The 16,558-nt window shown below is 56.4% G+C and carries 17 protein-coding genes, 1 pseudogene and 1 other annotated feature; of the genes and pseudogenes, 12 read left to right on the forward strand and 6 right to left on the reverse strand.

Translation table 11 applies throughout. The annotated features are described in order from the left end of the window. Positions 1-5: 5 nt before the first annotated feature. Positions 6-899 carry an RNase RNM gene (gene rnm, locus EM595_RS09690; RefSeq protein WP_067431016.1) on the reverse strand — a complete coding sequence of 298 codons (894 nt, stop codon included), beginning with the start codon at positions 897-899 and terminating at the stop codon, positions 6-8. 154 nt (positions 900-1,053) lie between these two features. After that, positions 1,054-1,155: a sequence feature (Trp leader region), on the forward strand. Positions 1,156-1,178: 23 nt separating this feature from the next. Here rnm and EM595_RS09695 point away from each other — a divergent pair. The 6 genes and pseudogenes from EM595_RS09695 to EM595_RS09725 all read left to right on the forward strand — a co-directional run bounded on the left by EM595_RS09695 (position 1,179) and on the right by EM595_RS09725 (position 8,207). Continuing rightward, positions 1,179-2,741, forward strand: coding sequence for an anthranilate synthase component 1 (locus EM595_RS09695; RefSeq protein ID WP_067431020.1), 1,563 nt, complete (start codon positions 1,179-1,181; stop codon positions 2,739-2,741). Then, a pseudogene (trpD, locus tag EM595_RS21360) lies at positions 2,741-4,334 on the forward strand (bifunctional anthranilate synthase glutamate amidotransferase component TrpG/anthranilate phosphoribosyltransferase TrpD). The gene EM595_RS09695 and the pseudogene trpD overlap by 1 nt, the downstream one beginning before the upstream one ends. Before the next feature lie 2 nt (positions 4,335-4,336). Beyond that, positions 4,337-5,698, forward strand: coding sequence for a bifunctional indole-3-glycerol-phosphate synthase TrpC/phosphoribosylanthranilate isomerase TrpF (gene trpCF, locus EM595_RS09710; protein WP_067431025.1), 1,362 nt, complete (start codon positions 4,337-4,339; stop codon positions 5,696-5,698). Between the two features lie 44 nt (positions 5,699-5,742). Then, the gene (gene trpB, locus EM595_RS09715) at positions 5,743-6,936 is read left to right on the forward strand and encodes a tryptophan synthase subunit beta (protein WP_067431027.1); all 1,194 of its coding nucleotides are present in this window, start codon (positions 5,743-5,745) and stop codon (positions 6,934-6,936) included. Next, the gene (gene trpA / locus EM595_RS09720) at positions 6,936-7,742 is read left to right on the forward strand and encodes a tryptophan synthase subunit alpha (RefSeq protein WP_067431030.1); all 807 of its coding nucleotides are present in this window, start codon (positions 6,936-6,938) and stop codon (positions 7,740-7,742) included. Before trpB ends, trpA begins: the two co-directional genes overlap by 1 nt. Positions 7,743-7,892: 150 nt before the next feature. Further along, positions 7,893-8,207, forward strand: a complete 315-nt coding sequence (locus EM595_RS09725) for a BON domain-containing protein (RefSeq protein ID WP_067431034.1) — start codon at positions 7,893-7,895, stop codon at positions 8,205-8,207. 42 nt (positions 8,208-8,249) lie between these two features. Here the strand turns inward: EM595_RS09725 and ompW are convergent, their stop codons facing one another. Continuing rightward, positions 8,250-8,882, reverse strand: a complete 633-nt coding sequence (ompW, locus tag EM595_RS09730; RefSeq protein WP_067431036.1) for an outer membrane protein OmpW — start codon at positions 8,880-8,882, stop codon at positions 8,250-8,252. 352 nt (positions 8,883-9,234) lie between these two features. Between ompW and EM595_RS09735 the strand changes: the two genes are divergently transcribed. The 3 genes from EM595_RS09735 to yciA are packed head-to-tail and all read left to right on the forward strand — an operon-like array spanning position 9,235 to position 11,034. Next, positions 9,235-9,972, forward strand: coding sequence for a YciC family protein (locus tag EM595_RS09735; RefSeq protein ID WP_067431039.1), 738 nt, complete (start codon positions 9,235-9,237; stop codon positions 9,970-9,972). Positions 9,973-10,016: 44 nt separating this feature from the next. Continuing rightward, positions 10,017-10,553, forward strand: a complete 537-nt coding sequence (locus EM595_RS09740) for a septation protein A (RefSeq protein WP_067431041.1) — start codon at positions 10,017-10,019, stop codon at positions 10,551-10,553. Between the two features lie 49 nt (positions 10,554-10,602). Next, the gene (gene yciA / locus EM595_RS09745; RefSeq protein ID WP_067431043.1) at positions 10,603-11,034 is read left to right on the forward strand and encodes an acyl-CoA thioester hydrolase YciA; all 432 of its coding nucleotides are present in this window, start codon (positions 10,603-10,605) and stop codon (positions 11,032-11,034) included. Positions 11,035-11,063: 29 nt separating this feature from the next. Here yciA and tonB read toward each other — a convergent pair whose 3' ends face one another. Further along, positions 11,064-11,822 carry a TonB system transport protein TonB gene (gene tonB / locus EM595_RS09750; RefSeq protein WP_173645368.1) on the reverse strand — a complete coding sequence of 253 codons (759 nt, stop codon included), beginning with the start codon at positions 11,820-11,822 and terminating at the stop codon, positions 11,064-11,066. 202 nt (positions 11,823-12,024) lie between these two features. On the opposite strand from tonB, the gene EM595_RS09755 reads away from it, so the two are divergent. Beyond that, the gene (locus EM595_RS09755) at positions 12,025-12,321 is read left to right on the forward strand and encodes a YciI family protein (protein ID WP_067431045.1); all 297 of its coding nucleotides are present in this window, start codon (positions 12,025-12,027) and stop codon (positions 12,319-12,321) included. A 26-nt stretch (positions 12,322-12,347) separates the two neighbouring features. On the opposite strand, the gene EM595_RS21070 is transcribed toward EM595_RS09755, so the two are convergent. Beyond that, entirely contained in the window at positions 12,348-12,521 is a 174-nt protein-coding gene (locus tag EM595_RS21070; RefSeq protein ID WP_157883862.1) for a YciY family protein, read from the reverse strand. 158 nt (positions 12,522-12,679) lie between these two features. Here EM595_RS21070 and cls point away from each other — a divergent pair, with 158 nt between their 5' ends. Both cls and EM595_RS09765 read left to right on the forward strand, forming a co-directional pair. Beyond that, positions 12,680-14,140, forward strand: coding sequence for a cardiolipin synthase (cls, locus tag EM595_RS09760; protein ID WP_067431048.1), 1,461 nt, complete (start codon positions 12,680-12,682; stop codon positions 14,138-14,140). A gap of 44 nt (positions 14,141-14,184) precedes the next feature. Beyond that, entirely contained in the window at positions 14,185-14,508 is a 324-nt protein-coding gene (locus EM595_RS09765; protein WP_067431051.1) for an HI1450 family dsDNA-mimic protein, read from the forward strand. Between the two features lie 38 nt (positions 14,509-14,546). Here the strand turns inward: EM595_RS09765 and oppF are convergent, their stop codons facing one another. After that, a complete protein-coding gene (oppF, locus tag EM595_RS09770; RefSeq protein WP_067431055.1) occupies positions 14,547-15,548 on the reverse strand; it encodes a murein tripeptide/oligopeptide ABC transporter ATP binding protein OppF in 1,002 nt (333 codons plus the stop codon). Beyond that, the gene (gene oppD, locus EM595_RS09775; protein WP_067431058.1) at positions 15,545-16,558 is read right to left on the reverse strand and encodes an ABC transporter ATP-binding protein; all 1,014 of its coding nucleotides are present in this window, start codon (positions 16,556-16,558) and stop codon (positions 15,545-15,547) included. The genes oppF and oppD overlap by 4 nt, the downstream gene beginning before the upstream one ends.

A 16,558-nucleotide genomic window follows, 5' to 3' on the forward strand; every position in this document is an offset into this window, starting at 1 on the left:
TCTTGTCACTGTGCCATATCGACCAGCTGTGGCGTGATATGTGGATGGCGCGTCCAGACTGGCTCCACACCACCGGGCAACCACAGTTTTCGACCCAGCTCGATCCACGGGCAAGGTTGATGAAAATCGGAACCTTGCGAAGCGGCCAGGTTATGATCTCTGGCGTAGACCGCCAGTTGGCTACGTTCATTGGGCGGTTGCTGACACTGCGCGACTTCCATCGCATCGCCGCCGCTCAGGGTAAATTGGGCGATCAAACGCTTAAGCCATTTTGCTGAAAGTCCGTAGCGGCCAGGGTGCGCCAGTACCGCGCAGCCGCCCGAATGATGAATAGCATCAATGGCTTGTTTCATTGTACACCACTCTGGCGGCACGTAACCGGTTTTGCCCCTGGCCAGATAATTTTTAAACACCTGCGCCATATTCTCCGCTTTTCCCTGCTCGATTAAAAAGCGGGCGAAATGGCCACGGGTGATATTTTCGCCCTGAGCCAGCCGCTGCGCGCCAGCAAGCGCATCCGGTATGCGCGCCTTCTCCAGCCGCTCAGCAATACGTTCAGCCCGCTGCCAACGCGTGCTGGCCTGCCCGGCAAGAAAGGCGGTCAGCGCAGGATGGGCGATATCCATGCCCAACCCGACAATGTGTATCTCATGATTCTCCCACAGCGTGGACGCCTCAACGCCAGCAACGATATGCAACGGCAGGTCGCTCTGCTGAACCGCTGCGCGAGCGGGTACGACCCCGGCGACGGTATCGTGATCGGTGATCGCCAGCACACCTACTCGCATGTCCACCGCACGTTGCACCAGCGCTTCCGGGCTTAGCAGGCCATCGGAGGCGGTGGTATGGCTGTGCAGATCGTATAAAGGAAAGGTGCTATTGGGGATTGAAGCGGTCAAAGGTACTCCGGAAATCGTGGCAAACAACTGACATGATAACCAAAGCTGGCCGTCAGAGAAAAAGAGTATTGACATTTTTCCGCTGAACCAGTTAACTAGTACACAAGTTCACACGTATGGGGTGTTAATCATGGCTCAGTTTGGTACGTCTTTAAATGGTTGGTGGCGCGCTTCTCCCGAATCAGGGCGACGTCGTCATGCACATTTCGCGTAACTGCCGTGCAGACACCCAGCCCGCTTAAGCGGGCTTTTTTTTGAGTGAAATTCAGAGAAATCATCATGCCAAATGCGAAACCTACAGTGAAGTTGATTACCGGGAATGCGCCTTATCGCGAAGATCCGGCCGCGGTATTCCATCAGTTATGCGGCGCACGTCCGGCAAGCCTGCTGCTTGAGTCAGCGGATATTGACAGCAAACATAATTTAAAAAGCCTGCTGATCGTCGACAGCGCGCTGCGGATTACCGCGCTGGACAACGTGGTCACCCTTCAGGCGCTGTCTGAAAATGGCCGCGCGCTGCTGCCGCTGCTGGATGCCGCGCTGCCTGCCAGCGTCATCAACCAGCCCCGCCCTGATGGCCGTGAGCTGCGTTTCCCCGCCGTTGAGGACGTTCAGGATGAAGATTCACGTCTGCAGTCGCTGTCGGTGTTTGATGCCCTGCGCCTGCTGCCGCAGTTAGTGAATACGCCAGAAGATGAGCGCGAAGCGATGCTGCTCGGTGGCCTGTTCGCCTACGATCTGGTAGCTGGCTTTGAGTCCCTGCCCGCGCTGGATAACCACCAGCGCTGCCCGGATTTCTGCTTCTATCTGGCCGAAACCCTACTGGTGATCGACCATCAGAGCCGCAGCGCACGTTTACAGGCGAGCCTGTTTACACCGTCTACTCATGAGTTTCAGCGTTTGCAGGGCCGCATCGAGCAGCTGCACGGACAGATGCTGCAACCGGCGCCCGCATTGCCGGTGCAACAGGTGGAAAGCATGACGCTGAACTGCAGCCAGAGCGATGAAGCGTACTGTGATGTCGTACGCAATATGCAGCAGGCGATTCGCGTGGGTGAGATTTTTCAGGTCGTGCCCTCACGCCGCTTCTCACTGCCTTGCCCTTCTCCGCTGGCGGCTTATGACACACTGAAGCGCAGCAACCCAAGCCCGTACATGTTCTTTATGCAGGACAATGACTTCACGCTGTTCGGCGCCTCGCCTGAAAGCTCACTGAAATATGACGCGCAGTCGCGGCAGATTGAAATCTACCCCATCGCCGGTTCACGCCCACGGGGCCGTCATGCCGATGGTTCACTCGATCGCGATCTCGACAGCCGCATTGAGCTGGAAATGCGTACCGATCATAAAGAGCTGGCTGAACACCTGATGCTGGTTGATCTGGCGCGCAACGATCTGGCCCGTATCTGTGAACCCGGCAGCCGCTATGTTGCCGACCTGACTAAAGTCGATCGTTACTCTTTTATTATGCATCTGGTTTCACGCGTGGTCGGTACGCTGCGTAACGATCTGGATGTGCTGCACGCCTATCGCGCCTGTATGAACATGGGCACGCTGAGCGGTGCACCAAAAGTTCGCGCCATGCAGTTAATCGCTGCTGCTGAAGGCACGCGACGCGGCAGCTACGGCGGCGCAGTGGGCTACTTTACCGCCAGTGGCGATCTCGACACCTGTATCGTGATTCGCTCCGCCTATGTTGAAGATGGCATCGCCACCGTACAGGCTGGCGCTGGCGTGGTGCTCGACTCCAATCCGCAGGCGGAAGCCGATGAGAGCCGTAATAAAGCACGCGCCGTGCTGCGCGCCATCGCTACTGCCCATCACTGCAAGGAGATCTTCTGATGGCCGATATCTTACTGCTCGATAATATCGACTCCTTTACCTATAACCTCGTCGACCAGTTACGCACCTTCGGCCATAACGTGGTGATTTATCGCAACAGCGTGCCGGCAGAAACGTTAATTGAACGTCTGCAGCACATGGAAAATCCAATACTGATGCTGTCGCCTGGTCCCGGCGCACCGGCAGACGCGGGCTGCATGCCTGAGCTTCTACAACGCCTGCGCGGCGAACTGCCAATTATCGGTATCTGCCTCGGTCATCAGGCGATTGTCGAAGCCTATGGCGGCCATGTTGGCCAGGCGGGCGAAATTCTGCATGGCAAAGCCTCTGCCGTGACCCATGACGACAGCGCCATGTTTGTCGGGCTACCTAATCCGCTGCCAGTGGCGCGTTATCACTCGCTGGTTGGCAGCAACACGCCACAGGAACTCACGGTGAATGCCACCTTTAACGGCATGGTGATGGCGGTGCGTCATGAAGGCGATCGCGTCTGCGGCTTCCAGTTCCACCCGGAATCGATATTGACCACGCACGGCGCAACCCTGCTGGAACAGACTTTAGCCTGGGCACTGGCGTAACAAGGAGAAGCACATGCAAAACTTACTGGAGAAGCTTTACCAGGCGCAAACCCTTACTCAGGATGAGAGCCACCAGCTGTTTAGCGCGATTATCAGTGGTCAGCTGGAGCCTACTCAGCTGGCAGGTGCGCTGGTTGCCATGAAGGTGCGCGGCGAAAGGCCGGAAGAAATCGCCGGTGCGGCGTCAGCGCTGCTGGCGGATGCCAAACCTTTTCCCCGTCCCGATTACGCTTTTGCGGATATCGTTGGCACCGGCGGCGACGGCAGCAACAGTATCAATATTTCCACCGCCAGCGCCTTTGTTGCCGCTGCCTGTGGCCTGAAGGTGGCGAAACATGGCAACCGCAGCGTGTCCAGCAAATCCGGCTCCTCCGACCTGCTGGCCGCGTTTGGCATCAGCCTGGATTTGCCTGCTGAGCAGGCGCGCCAGGCGCTGGACGATCTCAACGTCTGTTTTTTGTTTGCGCCGCAGTATCACAGTGGCTTCCGTCATGCGATGCCGGTACGTCAGCAGCTGAAAACGCGGACGCTGTTTAACGTACTTGGCCCGTTGATCAACCCGGCTCGTCCGCCGCTGGCGGTGATCGGTGTTTACAGCCCGGAACTGGTGCTGCCGATTGCACAGACGTTGCGCGTTCTCGGCTATCATCGCGCGGCGGTGGTACACGGTGGCGGCATGGATGAAGTGGCAGTGCACAGCGCAACCTTAGTAGCAGAGCTGCGCGAAGGTGAAATCACCAGCTATCAGCTCTCGCCGGAAGACTTTGGCTGCAGCATGCACAGCCAGGATGCGCTGGCAGGCGGCACGCCGGAAGAAAATCGTGACATTCTCACACGTTTACTTCAGGGTAATGGCGACCTCGCACACGAGGAAGCCGTCGCCGTTAACGTCGCGATGCTTTTAAAAGTTTTTGGACATGAAGACCTGCGCGAAAACGCTCAGCGTGCGCTGGCTGTTATCCGTAGCGGCCAACCTTATGAGCGTGTTACCGCGCTGGCAGCCAGGAGAGGTTAATCATGCAGGACACCGTACTGACAAAAATCGTGCAGGATAAGGCCATTTGGGTCAATGCACGTCGGGCACAACAGCCTTTAGCCTCGTTCCAGAATGCGATCACCCCCGCCACGCGCCACTTTTATGAAGCGCTTAAGGGCACGCGCACCGTATTTATTCTGGAATGCAAAAAAGCATCGCCTTCCAAAGGCGTTATCCGCGAGGATTTCGATCCTGCCGCCATTGCTGACGTCTACCGTCATTACGCCTCTGCCGTGTCGGTCTTAACCGACGAAAAATATTTCCAGGGCAGCTTTGATTTCCTGCCGGTGGTGAGCGCCGCGCTGACGCAACCGGTGCTGTGCAAAGACTTCATCATTGATCCTTACCAGATTTATCTGGCGCGTCACTATCAGGCCGATGCCATTCTGCTGATGCTGTCGGTGCTGAATGATGACGAGTATCGCCAGCTTGCCGCCGTGGCGCACAGCCTGAACATGGGCGTGCTGACCGAAGTAAGCAATGAAGAAGAGCTGGAGCGCGCGATTGCACTGGAAGCAAAAGTGGTGGGCATCAATAATCGCGATCTGCGCGATCTGTCGATCGATCTCAATCGCACCCGCGAACTGGCGCCGCGCCTTTCTCATGGTGTAACGGTGATCAGCGAATCGGGCATCAATACCTATGCGCAGATCCGTGAGCTGAGCAACTTTGCCAACGGTTTTCTGATCGGCTCAGCGCTGATGGCAGAACAGGATCTGCACGCCGCCGTGCGCCGCGTGCTGACCGGCGAAAACAAAGTGTGCGGCCTGACCCGGACGGAAGATGCGCAAACCGCGCATGCGGCCGGCGCCATTTTCGGTGGCCTGATTTTTGCCGCGGGTTCACCGCGCCAGATTGATGTCAGCCAGGCTGCGCGCGTGATTGCCGCGGCGCCGCTGAAATATGTTGGCGTATTCCGCAATGCGCCCGTTGAAGAAGTGGCGCAGGTGGCCTGCGAGCTGGGCCTTGCTGCGGTGCAGCTGCACGGTGATGAAGATCGTGACTTTGTGGCTGCCCTGCGCGATATGCTGCCCGCCAGCACGCAGATCTGGAAGGCGTTTAGCGTCAAAGAGACCTTGCCTGCGCGTGACTGGCCGCACGTCGATCGCTACGTGCTGGATAACGGCGCCGGCGGCAGCGGTCAACGCTTCGACTGGAATCTGCTGCAGGGTGAAAAGCTGGACAACGTTCTGTTGGCAGGCGGACTGGCCGCCGACAATGCGGTCTCTGCCGCCCAGTTGGGCTGTGCCGGCCTGGACTTTAACTCCGGCGTTGAAAGCGCACCCGGCATCAAAGATCACAGCAAACTTGCCGCCGTGTTTCAAACACTGCGCGCCTACTGATTCATCGGGGCGGCGGCGATCGCCCCGAACTGAGAAAGGGAGACATAATGACGCTTTTAAATCCATGGTTTGGTGAGTACGGCGGCATGTTCGTACCACAAATTCTTATGCCGGCGCTCAATCAGCTTGAAGCGGCGTTTGTTGAGGCGCAGCAGGATCCTGCGTTTCAGGCGGAGTTCACCGATCTGCTGAAAAACTATGCCGGTCGCCCTACCGCGCTGACGCTCTGTCAGAACCTGACCAAAGGCACCAAAACCCGCCTCTATCTGAAACGTGAAGATCTGCTGCACGGCGGCGCGCACAAAACTAACCAGGTGCTGGGTCAGGCGCTGTTAGCGAAGCGCATGGGCAAAAAAGAGATCATCGCAGAGACCGGCGCCGGTCAGCACGGCGTGGCATCAGCGCTGGCCTGCGCACTGCTCGGCCTGAAGTGCCGCATTTATATGGGCGCGAAAGATATTGAACGTCAGTCGCCTAACGTTTTCCGTATGCGGCTGATGGGCGCGGAAGTTATTCCGGTACACAGCGGTTCCGCCACGCTGAAAGATGCCTGTAACGAAGCGCTGCGCGACTGGTCCGGCAGCTATGAAACGTCACATTACATGCTCGGCACCGCCGCTGGTCCGCATCCTTTCCCGACCATCGTGCGCGAATTCCAACGCATGATCGGCGAAGAGACCAAAGCGCAGATTCTGGAAAAAGAGGGCCGTCTGCCTGATGCGCTGCTGGCCTGCGTGGGCGGTGGTTCCAATGCCATCGGTATGTTTGCCGATTTCATCGACGATACCGAGGTTAAGCTGATCGGCATTGAGCCCGGCGGACACGGCATTGAAAGCGGTGAGCACGGCGCGCCGCTCAAGCATGGCCGTACCGGCATCTATTTCGGCATGAAAGCGCCGATGATGCAGACCGAAGATGGTCAGATCGAAGAGTCTTATTCGATTTCAGCCGGCCTGGACTTTCCGTCGGTAGGACCGCAGCACGCGCACCTCAACAGTATTGGTCGCGCAGACTACGTTTCGATCACCGATACCGAAGCGCTGGACGCGTTCAAGCTACTTTGCCGCTCAGAAGGGATTATTCCGGCGCTGGAATCGTCGCATGCGCTGGCACATGCGCTGAAAATGATACATGCCGAACCGGAGAAAGAGCAGCTGCTGGTGGTTAATCTCTCCGGCCGCGGTGATAAAGACATCTTCACCGTTCACGACATTCTGACCGCGCAGGGAGAAATCTGATGGAGCGTTATCAGCAACTGTTTAACCGCCTTGCCGAACGCAAGGAAGGCGCCTTTGTGCCCTTTGTTACCCTCGGCGATCCCTCTCCGGAACTGTCGCTGCAGATTATCGACGCGCTGGTCGCGGGCGGTGCCGATGCGCTGGAGCTGGGCATTCCCTTCTCCGATCCGCTGGCTGATGGCCCAACCATTCAGAATGCCACGCTGCGCGCCTTCGCTTCCGGCACCACGCCAGCGCGCTGCTTCGAGATGCTGGCCACAGTAAGGCAGAAGTATCCCGATCTGCCAATCGGCCTGCTGATGTACGCCAACCTGGTATTCACCAACGGCGTTGACAGTTTTTATGCCCGCTGTGCGGAAGTGGGTGTCGATTCCGTTCTGGTGGCCGACGTGCCGGTGGAACAGTCTGCGCCTTTCCGCGAAGCAGCGATGAAGCACAACGTGGCGCCAATATTTATCTGTCCGCCGAATGCTGATGACGATTTGCTGCGTGAAATCGCCTCGCACGGCCGCGGCTACACCTATCTGCTGTCGCGAGCGGGCGTCACCGGCGCAGAAAATCGCGCTCAGCTGCCGTTGAAGCATCTGGTCGATAAGCTGAAAGAGTACAATGCGGCGCCTTCTCTGCAGGGATTTGGTATTTCTGAACCTTCGCAGGTCAAAGAGGCGATTGCGCTGGGTGCCGCAGGTGCGATCTCCGGCTCGGCTATCGTAAAAATCATCGAAAAACATCATGCCACGCCGGATGTGATGCTGGCTGAACTGCAGCAGTTTGTCAGCAACCTGAAGGCAGCCACGCGTCAATAATAATCTGTGCCTTATCGCTGGATAAGGCACTCTTTCCCCTCTCTTTTATTTTCTTTCGCCATTTGTAGTTCCGCCAATCCTGAACCACACTTATGACGTATTCACCGCCCGGTGAAGCGTGACCAATGATTACGACAGGGAGATAAAATAATGAAGATGGTTAAAGTCCTGGCAAGCGCAGCAATGGCAGCAGTAGTGGCATTAACGTTAAGTGCCTGTGCCCCAACACCAACCAAAGAAGGCACTGGCGGTTATATCGATGACACCGTGGTAACCACCAAAGTTAAAACCCAGCTGCTGGGCGATGACGCGCTGAAATCACGCGAAATCAACGTTGAAACCTTTAAAGGCCGTGTGCAGCTGAGCGGTTTTGTTTCCTCGCCACAGATGGCGCGTCACGCGGTAGAAGTGACCCGTAGCGTACCAGGCGTGAAATCTGTTGTGAACAACATGCAGGTTAAATAAGTTTATTGATCAACCGGGCCCTGCGGCCCGGTTTTTTTATGTTCAGAAGCGGTAACCGACGCCAAAGAAAAATACCCACGGGTCGATGCGCATATTGATGTTCTGCTGCTGTCCGTTGGCCTTGAATTTCACTTCCGTATCGATGTCCATGTACCAGACAGAGGCGTTGATCATCCAGTTATCATCGACCTTGTAATCCAGCCCCGCCTGACCCGCCATACCCCAGGAATCTTTGACGCTTAAATCGCTGAGCCCGGCATCACGTCCGGTCTGATTAAAATCAGCGTCATAAAACGTGGTGTAGTTAATACCGGCGCCGACATATGGACGCAGCTTGCTGGCGCTGTCAAAGAAGTAGTATTGCGCCATCAACGTCGGCGGCAGCTGACGAACGGTAGCCAGCGTGCCGGTAGCGGCTAAGCCGACCTTATGACGAAACGGCGTGGCGGCCAGCAGCTCAACACCAATATTATCGGTGGCCATCCAGGTAAAGGTCAGGCCAAGCTGCGTATTGTTATCGACGTCAAACGAGCCCAGCCCCATGACGTTATCAGAACCCTCGGTTGGCCTTACGGTTGCGCTGCCTGCGCGCATAAAAAAATCACCTTCCTGATGTGCACTCGCGACAATCGGCATTGCCGCCACCATAGCCAATGCAAGGGCTGCCAGTTTCATAACCACTCCTGTTTTCTCTTCGGGAAGCGGGCCACCGCCCAGACGATGCACCCGTGTTTTCAGCGGCCTCTTTTTTACAATGAAAACGGGCAAAGATCATGCGGAGAACGTCTTCTATTCTGCTTAAAAAACAATGATTTGATCTGGATCAAAAACGCCATCACCCTGAGGTCCGGTAAACCCCTGTTGTGCGCATTATTCTGCTGATAGCCAGCGGAGAACCGATTATCGCGGGCGCAGACCGCAGCGGCTTTTCACATTTGCGGAAAGTTATGTAAGTCGGGGTGCCAGCATTCCCTCAGACCATGTACAATCGCCGGGTTAATTAACCCGGTTTTTCCAAGGAGAGTACATGTCTATCACGGCGGGTTCGCTATACCGTGACACAGGAAATTTTTTCCGCGATCAGCTGGTGACCATCGTGCTGATGGCCCTGCTGACCTCATTCATTACGGTGATCGTCGGTCACGCCCTGACGCCCAACGCCGAGCAGCTTTCCCTGCTGGCTGAAGGCAGCAGCGACAGCGCCAGTTCGCTGTTTGAAATGGTGCAGAATATGTCTCCTGAACAGCAAAGCGTGCTGTTGCGCACCTCGGCTGCCGGTACCTTTGCGTCGTTGATTGGTAACACGCTGCTGCTTGGCGGCATGCTGTGTCTGATTCCAATGGCATCGTCACAGAAGCGCGTCAGTGCGCTGCGCGCCATCGGCACGGCGGCGCCGCTGCTGCCTAAGCTGCTGCTGCAGACCTTTCTGATCACCCTGCTGGTACAGCTGGGATTCATGGCGGTATTTGTGCCGGGGGTCATTCTGGCGATTCTCTTTTCGCTGGCGCCGGTTATGCTGGCCAACGATAAGCTGGGCGTGTTTGGCTCACTCAAGGCCAGCAGCAAGCTGGCGTGGCGCAACGTGAAGCTCATCGCGCCGGCCATCATGTTATGGCTGCTGGCAAAAGTCGCCATCATGCTCTTCTTTTCCACGCTGACGCTGCTGCCTGCTAATGTCTCAGCGGTGGTGCTGAACGCGCTGGGCAATCTGGTTTCCGCCCTGCTGGTTATCTATCTGTACCGTCTCTATATGCTGGTACGTTAATGCACAGGCGGCGCCCGCTGCGCCGCCCCTACTCTGGACGCGCTATGAAGCAGTTACTCGATTTCCTTCCGCTGGTGGTGTTTTTTGTCTTTTACAAAATGTACGACATCTTTGTCGCCTCGGGCGCACTGATCGTCGCCACCGGCCTGGCTCTGGTGGCCAGCTGGATCCTGTTCCGTAAAGTTGAAAAAATGACCATCGTGACCTTTGTGCTGGTCGCGGTGTTTGGCACTCTGACGCTGGTATTCCACAACGATGAGTTCATCAAGTGGAAGGTGACGGTGATCTACAGCCTGTTTGCGCTGGCGCTGCTGTTCAGCCAGTTCTTTATGCAGAAGCCTCTGATTCAGACCATGCTGGGCAAAGAGCTGCAGTTACCCACCCACGCCTGGCGTCGGTTGAACGTTGCCTGGGCAATTTTCTTTCTCGCCTGTGGCGTTGCCAATATTTATGTCGCGTTCTGGCTGCCGCAGGAAGTATGGGTTAATTTTAAAGTCTTTGGCCTGACGGGTTTGACCCTGCTGTTCACCCTGCTGAGCGGTGTTTATATCTACCGCCTGATGCCGCAGGAACAAAAATAATTGCGGCTTCCGACACAACCGGAAGCCCGCCTTATCTGAAGAGTGAATCATGAACAGAGAGCATAAAATGCCGCAGGGTGAGATGGTTATGCGCACCCTGGCGATGCCAGCTGATACCAATGCCAATGGCGATATTTTTGGCGGCTGGCTGATGGCGCAGATGGATATGGGCGGCGCGATCATGGCGAAGGAGATCGCTGAAGGTCGTGTGGTAACGGTGCGGGTGGACGGCATGAGCTTTCTTAAGCCGGTCGCCGTGGGTGATGTGGTGAGCTGCCACGCGACCTGTTTACGCACCGGCAGCAGTTCCATCACCATCAACGTGGAAGTGTGGATCAAGAAGGTCTCTTCTGAACCCATTGGCCAGACCTACTGTGCTACCGAAGCGGTGTTCATCTATGTTGCCGTGGACGAGGCGGGCAAATCGCGTCCGTTACCGGCGGATAAAAGCCACTTTACGGCTGAAACCGATCCTGCCTGAAACCGGGGCGGCAATGCCGCCCCTCTGCGTTACTCGACGCTCGCCCCGCCGTTGATCCGGAACACAATATTCATGGTCATGTTCTGCCCGGGTTTGCCGCTCTGATAGCGCCACTTTTTCATCGCCTGCTTCACTTCACGCTCAAACATATTGCGCGGCTCAGCCGAAAGGATACGAATGTTGTCCACGCGGCCATCGCTGTCGACATCAAACTGCACGCGTACTTTTCCTTCGACCCGCAAGGCAAACGCACGCGCCGGATAAGCCGGTTTGCTGACGCTCAGCGCCTGTGGGCCTGTTGCCACGCTTTGCGACGGCGCTGGTGACGGTTTAGGTGCCGTTTGCGGCTTGCTCTGCGTGGTTGGTGCCTTCTGATCAAACGGCGATGCAGCACGCGGCTCCGCAGGCTTAACCGGCTGCTTTGGCTTTACCGCCTCGTGCTTAACCGGTTTGGGCTTAGGCTTGGGTTTAGGCTTTGGCTCGGGTTTTGGAATCGGCACCGGCTCGGGTTTTGGCGGCTCGGGTGCAGGTTCCGGCACGGGCTCCGGCTCAGGTTGCGGCTCGGCAACGGGTTCAGGCGGCTGCTGTACGGCAGGCGCTGGCGCCGGCATCGGCTGAACTTCCGGCGCGACCATCGTGACACTGATCGGTTGAGACGCTTTAGGCACTTCAATAACCTGGTGAAAAGATGCATAGAGCAAGCCTGCAATCACCGAGCCGTGAAGCGCAACGGAGAGCAATACCGGAAGAGAAAGTCGTTTGGGTAATGTCGAAGTCAGCGTCGTCATAACAATCTGGTTGATAGAGTGAGGCGATAATTTTAAATGCAAATAGCAATCAGTTTCAATAACATTAGGCCATCGCGGCCATAAAAGCGTTTCGTGCCCGGCAACGGCGCTTTCGCAGCGGCAAATTTATCTTTCAATTGCACTCTCGATCACGATGACTTACCGTGTCAGCCACATCATTTGATCCGACAGGAGTCACTCTGTGCTCTATGTAATTTATGCCGAAGATACCGCTGATTCACTGGAAAAACGCACGGCGGTTCGCCCGGCGCATCTGGCACGCCTGCAGCTGCTGCAGGACGAAGGCCGCGTGATCGCCGCAGGCCCGCTGCCCGCAGTGGACAGCAACGATCCAGGTGCCGCGGGCTTTACCGGCTCGGTGATTATTGCTGAATTTTCATCGCTGGAAGCGGCGCAATCCTGGGCGCAGGATGACCCTTATGTGGCGGCGGGCGTCTATAAACAGGTGGCGGTGAAGCCATTTAAACGTGTGATGTAATTCAGGGCGCTTCGGCGCCCTGATTATTAATGATGCTGTGAGATAAACAGAATGGAGCGTCGCTGCTGTTGCGCCAGCTGATGACGAACCGCATGAATCCGGCCATAGCGCCGCGATTGCCCTTCAACCCAGCGCGCACGCCGCCGTTGCACCTGCCGCATCATTCTCCAGCGCGCCACTTCATTCCTGCTTCTTCTCATCTGACTTTCTCCGCGATTTAATACGCGGCGCAGTATAGACCTTTCTTCGTCGTAACCAGATCGGATCTGTTATCGTAGTCATTGCCGCCAAAGGGTTCCTTAACCCGCAATCTGCACGTAAACTTCTCACATCAATGCGCGAACGGGATGTCCACGTAATGTCCACTTTTTTTACTTTTGTTAGCTGGTTACTGCTGTTTGGCTATTGGTTGCTGATTGCCGGTGTGACATTGCGCATTTTAATGAAGCGCCGGGCGGTCACCTCGGCGATGGCCTGGCTGCTGATTATCTTTATCCTGCCGCTGGTGGGCATCATCGCCTATCTCTCATTTGGCGAACTGCACCTGGGTAAGCGTCGCGCCGAGCGCGCGCGGACCATGTGGCCCTCCACCGCCAAATGGCTGTCTGAGCTCAAGCAGAGCCACCATATTTTCGCGACCGAATACAGCGACGTGGCGCGTTCGCTGTTTCAGCTGTGTGAAAATCGCCAGGGCGTCGCCGGGGTGCGCGGCAATCAGCTGCAGCTGCTGACCAGCGCGGAAGAGACCATGGCGGCGCTAATTCGTGATATTCAGCTCGCCCGGCATAATATTGAGATGGTGTTTTACATCTGGCATCCCGGCGGTTTGGCCGACGAGGTTGCTGAATCGCTGATGGCGGCGTCGCGGCGCGGCGTGCATTGTCGACTGATGCTGGACTCTGCCGGCAGCGTGACCTTTTTCCGCAGCCCGATGGCCGCCATGATGCGCAATGCCGGCGTGGACGTGGTTGAAGCGTTACAGGTAAGCCTGCTGCGCGTATTTCTGCGCCGTATGGATCTGCGTCAGCATCGCAAAGTGGTGCTGATCGACAATTACATCGCCTATACCGGCAGCATGAACCTGGTTGATCCGCGCTTCTTCAAGCAGGATGCCGGTGTCGGCCAATGGGTTGATTTGATGGCGCGTATGGAAGGCCCGATCGCCACCACCATGGGCATTGTCTACGCCTGCGACTGGGAGATTGAGACCGGCAAGCGCATTTTGCCCCCGGCGCCGGACGGCAATATCATGCCGTTTGAACAGGAGAGCGGCCATACTATTCAGGTGATCGCCTCCGGGCCCGGCTTCCCGGAAGATATGATTCATCAGGCGCTGCTGACCGCGGTTTATTCCGCGCGTGAGCAGCTGATCATGACCACGCCCTACTTTGTGCCCAGCGACGATCTGCTGCATGCTATTTGCACCGCCGCCCTGCGCGGCGTCGACGTCAGCATTATCGTGCCGCGTCACAACGATTCCCTGCTGGTCGGCTGGGCCAGCCGCGCCTTCTTCACTGAACTGCTGGAAGCGGGCGTGAAAATATATCAGTTTGAAAGCGGCCTGCTGCACACCAAAAGCGTACTGGTCGACGGTCAGCTCAGTTTAATCGGCACGGTTAACCTGGATATGCGCAGCCTGTGGCTAAACTTTGAGATCACGCTGGTGATCGATGATGCCGGTTTTGGCGGCGATTTGTCCCACGTTCAGGATGATTATATTGCCCGTTCCCGCCTGTTGGATGCGCGCCGCTGGTCGCAGCGCGCCTGGTGGCAGCGCATTGTGGAACGACTGTTTTACTTCTTCAGCCCTTTGCTGTAAAACGAGCGAAATTGCAAACTGCCCGCGGGCAAACAGGACATATTATGGACCTCAATAATCGTCTTACTGAAGATGAAACACTGGAACAGGCTTACGATATTTTTCTTGAGCTGGCAGGCGATAACCTCGATCCGGCAGACATTATTCTCTTCAATCTACAGTTTGAAGAGCGCGGCGGCGCGGAGTTATTTGATCCATCAGAAGACTGGCATGAGCATGTTGATTTTGACGTCAATCCCGATTTCTTTTCAGAAGTCGTGATTGGTCTGGGTGATGCTGATGGCGAACCGATCAACGATATTTTTGCCCGCGTGCTGCTGTGCCGGGAAAAAGATCACAAGCTCTGCCATATTTTGTGGCGGGAATAAGACGATAAAAAAGGCCGGAAATTATCCGGCCTTTTTTATTACAGCGGATCGACTTTCAGGCAGGAGACCGCATGGCGGAAGCTGCCTTCCAGCAGCGGACGGGTTTTCGCGCACTCCGGACCGGCAATCGGACAGCGGGTGCGGAAGACGCAGCCCGACGGCGGATTAATCGGCGACGGCAGTTCCCCTTCCAGCAGCTGAATGACTTTGTTCTTCTCCAGATCCGGATCGGGAATCGGCACTGCGGACATCAACGCTTTGGTATAGGGATGCTGTGGATTGTTGTACACCGAATCGTAGGTGCCTAATTCCACCGCGTGTCCGAGATACATCACCAGCACACGATCGGAAATGTGTTTTACCACCGCCAAATCGTGCGCGATAAAGATCAGCGACAGCCCCATTTCACGCTGCAATTTCTGCAGCAGATTAACCACCTGCGCCTGAATAGAAACATCCAGTGCGGATACCGGCTCATCACAGATGATCAGCTTAGGTTCCAGAATCAGCGCACGCGCGATACCAATACGCTGGCACTGACCGCCGGAAAACTCATGCGGGTAGCGGTTGATCAGGTTAGGCAGCAGGCCGACCTTCATCATCATGTTTTTGACGCGCTCTTTGACTTCCTGGCGCGGCATTTCTGGATGATAGGTGCGCAATGGCTCAGCGATGATATCGCCGATGTTCATGCGTGGATTGAGCGAAGCAAGCGGATCCTGGAAAATCATCTGGATATCGCTGCGTGCGCGGCGCCACTCCTCTTCGCTCTGCCCCAGCAGGTTACGTCCCAGCCAGGCAACGCGGCCATCGGTGGCTTTAACCAGGCCGATGATGGCACGCGCCAGCGTCGATTTACCGCAGCCTGATTCGCCCACCACGCCCAGCGTTTCGCCTTCGTACAAACGCAGGCTAACGCCATCGACCGCCTTCAGGGTTTTAGAAGGCTGCCAGAACCACTGGCGGCCATCTTTAATATCAAAGTGGACCTTCAGATCGGCTACTTCAAGCAGGACTTTTTTCTCGGCAACATCACTCATACTAACTCCTCAACCGGCTTAAAGCAGGCGCGCAGGCGGCCTTCGCCAAAGGCTTCCAGCGGTGGCGGGCTGGAGCAGATTTCCATGGCATAAGGACAACGTGGCTGGAACGGACAACCTGACGGCAAGCGCAGCAGGTTCGGCGGGTTGCCCGGAATGGTCATCAGGGATTCCCCTTCAGCATCCAGACGCGGCACCGCGTTGAGCAGACCAATGGCATATGGATGCGCCGGACGATAAAAAACGTCGCGTGCCTGACCATATTCCATAGTACGCCCGGCATACATCACCAGCACTTTATCGCAGATACCGGCCACCACGCCGAGATCGTGGGTGATCATGATGATCGCCGTATTGAACTCATGCTTAAGCTCATTCAGCAGCGTCATGATCTGCGCCTGTACAGTCACATCCAGCGCCGTGGTCGGCTCATCGGCAATCAGCAGTTTTGGCCGACACAGCAGCGCCATGGCGATCATCACGCGCTGGCGCATCCCGCCTGAAAATTCATGCGGAAACATTTTCATGCGTTTCCGCGCTTCCGGCATTTTCACCGCGTCCAGCATGCGCACCGACTCTTCAAACGCCTGACTGTTACTCATGCCTTTATGCAACTGCAAAACTTCCATCAACTGCTCGCCAACGCGCATATACGGGTTCAGCGAGGTCATCGGATCCTGAAAAATCATCGCAATCTGCTCGGCGCGCAGCTTGTTCAGCTCGTGCTCCGGCAGGTTAAGGATTTCACGGCCGTTAAAGCGCGCTGAGCCGCCGATGCGGCCGTTGTTGGCCAGCAATCCCATCAGGGCAAAGGCGGTCTGTGATTTCCCGGAACCGGACTCACCCACGATACCCAGCGTCTCACCGGCGCGCAGGTTAAAATTGAGGTCGTTCACCGCGGTAACATCACCATCTGCCGTGCTAAAGGTCACGCGCAGATCTTTTACGTCTAATAACAGATCGCTTCCCGCGCTCTGCACCGTTGCTGGCTGCATTTCAATCGTACTCAT

This window comes from Duffyella gerundensis, assembly GCF_001517405.1.
GTDB lineage: Bacteria > Pseudomonadota > Gammaproteobacteria > Enterobacterales > Enterobacteriaceae > Duffyella > Duffyella gerundensis.

Bases quoted from the DNA above. Each gene is read 5' to 3' on its own strand.
- EM595_RS09695 (WP_067431020.1), top strand. From the start codon at position 1,179: ATGCCAAATGCGAAACCTACAGTGAAGTTGATTACCGGGAATGCGCCT.
- oppF (WP_067431055.1), bottom strand. From the start codon at position 15,548: ATGAGTGATGTTGCCGAGAAAAAAGTCCTGCTTGAAGTAGCCGATCTG.
- EM595_RS09735 (WP_067431039.1), top strand. From the start codon at position 9,235: ATGTCTATCACGGCGGGTTCGCTATACCGTGACACAGGAAATTTTTTC.
- EM595_RS21070 (WP_157883862.1), bottom strand. From the start codon at position 12,521: ATGAGAAGAAGCAGGAATGAAGTGGCGCGCTGGAGAATGATGCGGCAG.
- EM595_RS09740 (WP_067431041.1), top strand. From the start codon at position 10,017: ATGAAGCAGTTACTCGATTTCCTTCCGCTGGTGGTGTTTTTTGTCTTT.
- trpCF (WP_067431025.1), top strand. From the start codon at position 4,337: ATGCAGGACACCGTACTGACAAAAATCGTGCAGGATAAGGCCATTTGG.
- EM595_RS09725 (WP_067431034.1), top strand. From the start codon at position 7,893: ATGAAGATGGTTAAAGTCCTGGCAAGCGCAGCAATGGCAGCAGTAGTG.
- ompW (WP_067431036.1), bottom strand. From the start codon at position 8,882: ATGAAACTGGCAGCCCTTGCATTGGCTATGGTGGCGGCAATGCCGATT.
- oppD (WP_067431058.1), bottom strand. From the start codon at position 16,558: ATGAGTACGATTGAAATGCAGCCAGCAACGGTGCAGAGCGCGGGAAGC.
- yciA (WP_067431043.1), top strand. From the start codon at position 10,603: ATGAACAGAGAGCATAAAATGCCGCAGGGTGAGATGGTTATGCGCACC.
- trpA (WP_067431030.1), top strand. From the start codon at position 6,936: ATGGAGCGTTATCAGCAACTGTTTAACCGCCTTGCCGAACGCAAGGAA.
- EM595_RS09765 (WP_067431051.1), top strand. From the start codon at position 14,185: ATGGACCTCAATAATCGTCTTACTGAAGATGAAACACTGGAACAGGCT.
- tonB (WP_173645368.1), bottom strand. From the start codon at position 11,822: ATGACGACGCTGACTTCGACATTACCCAAACGACTTTCTCTTCCGGTA.
- cls (WP_067431048.1), top strand. From the start codon at position 12,680: ATGTCCACTTTTTTTACTTTTGTTAGCTGGTTACTGCTGTTTGGCTAT.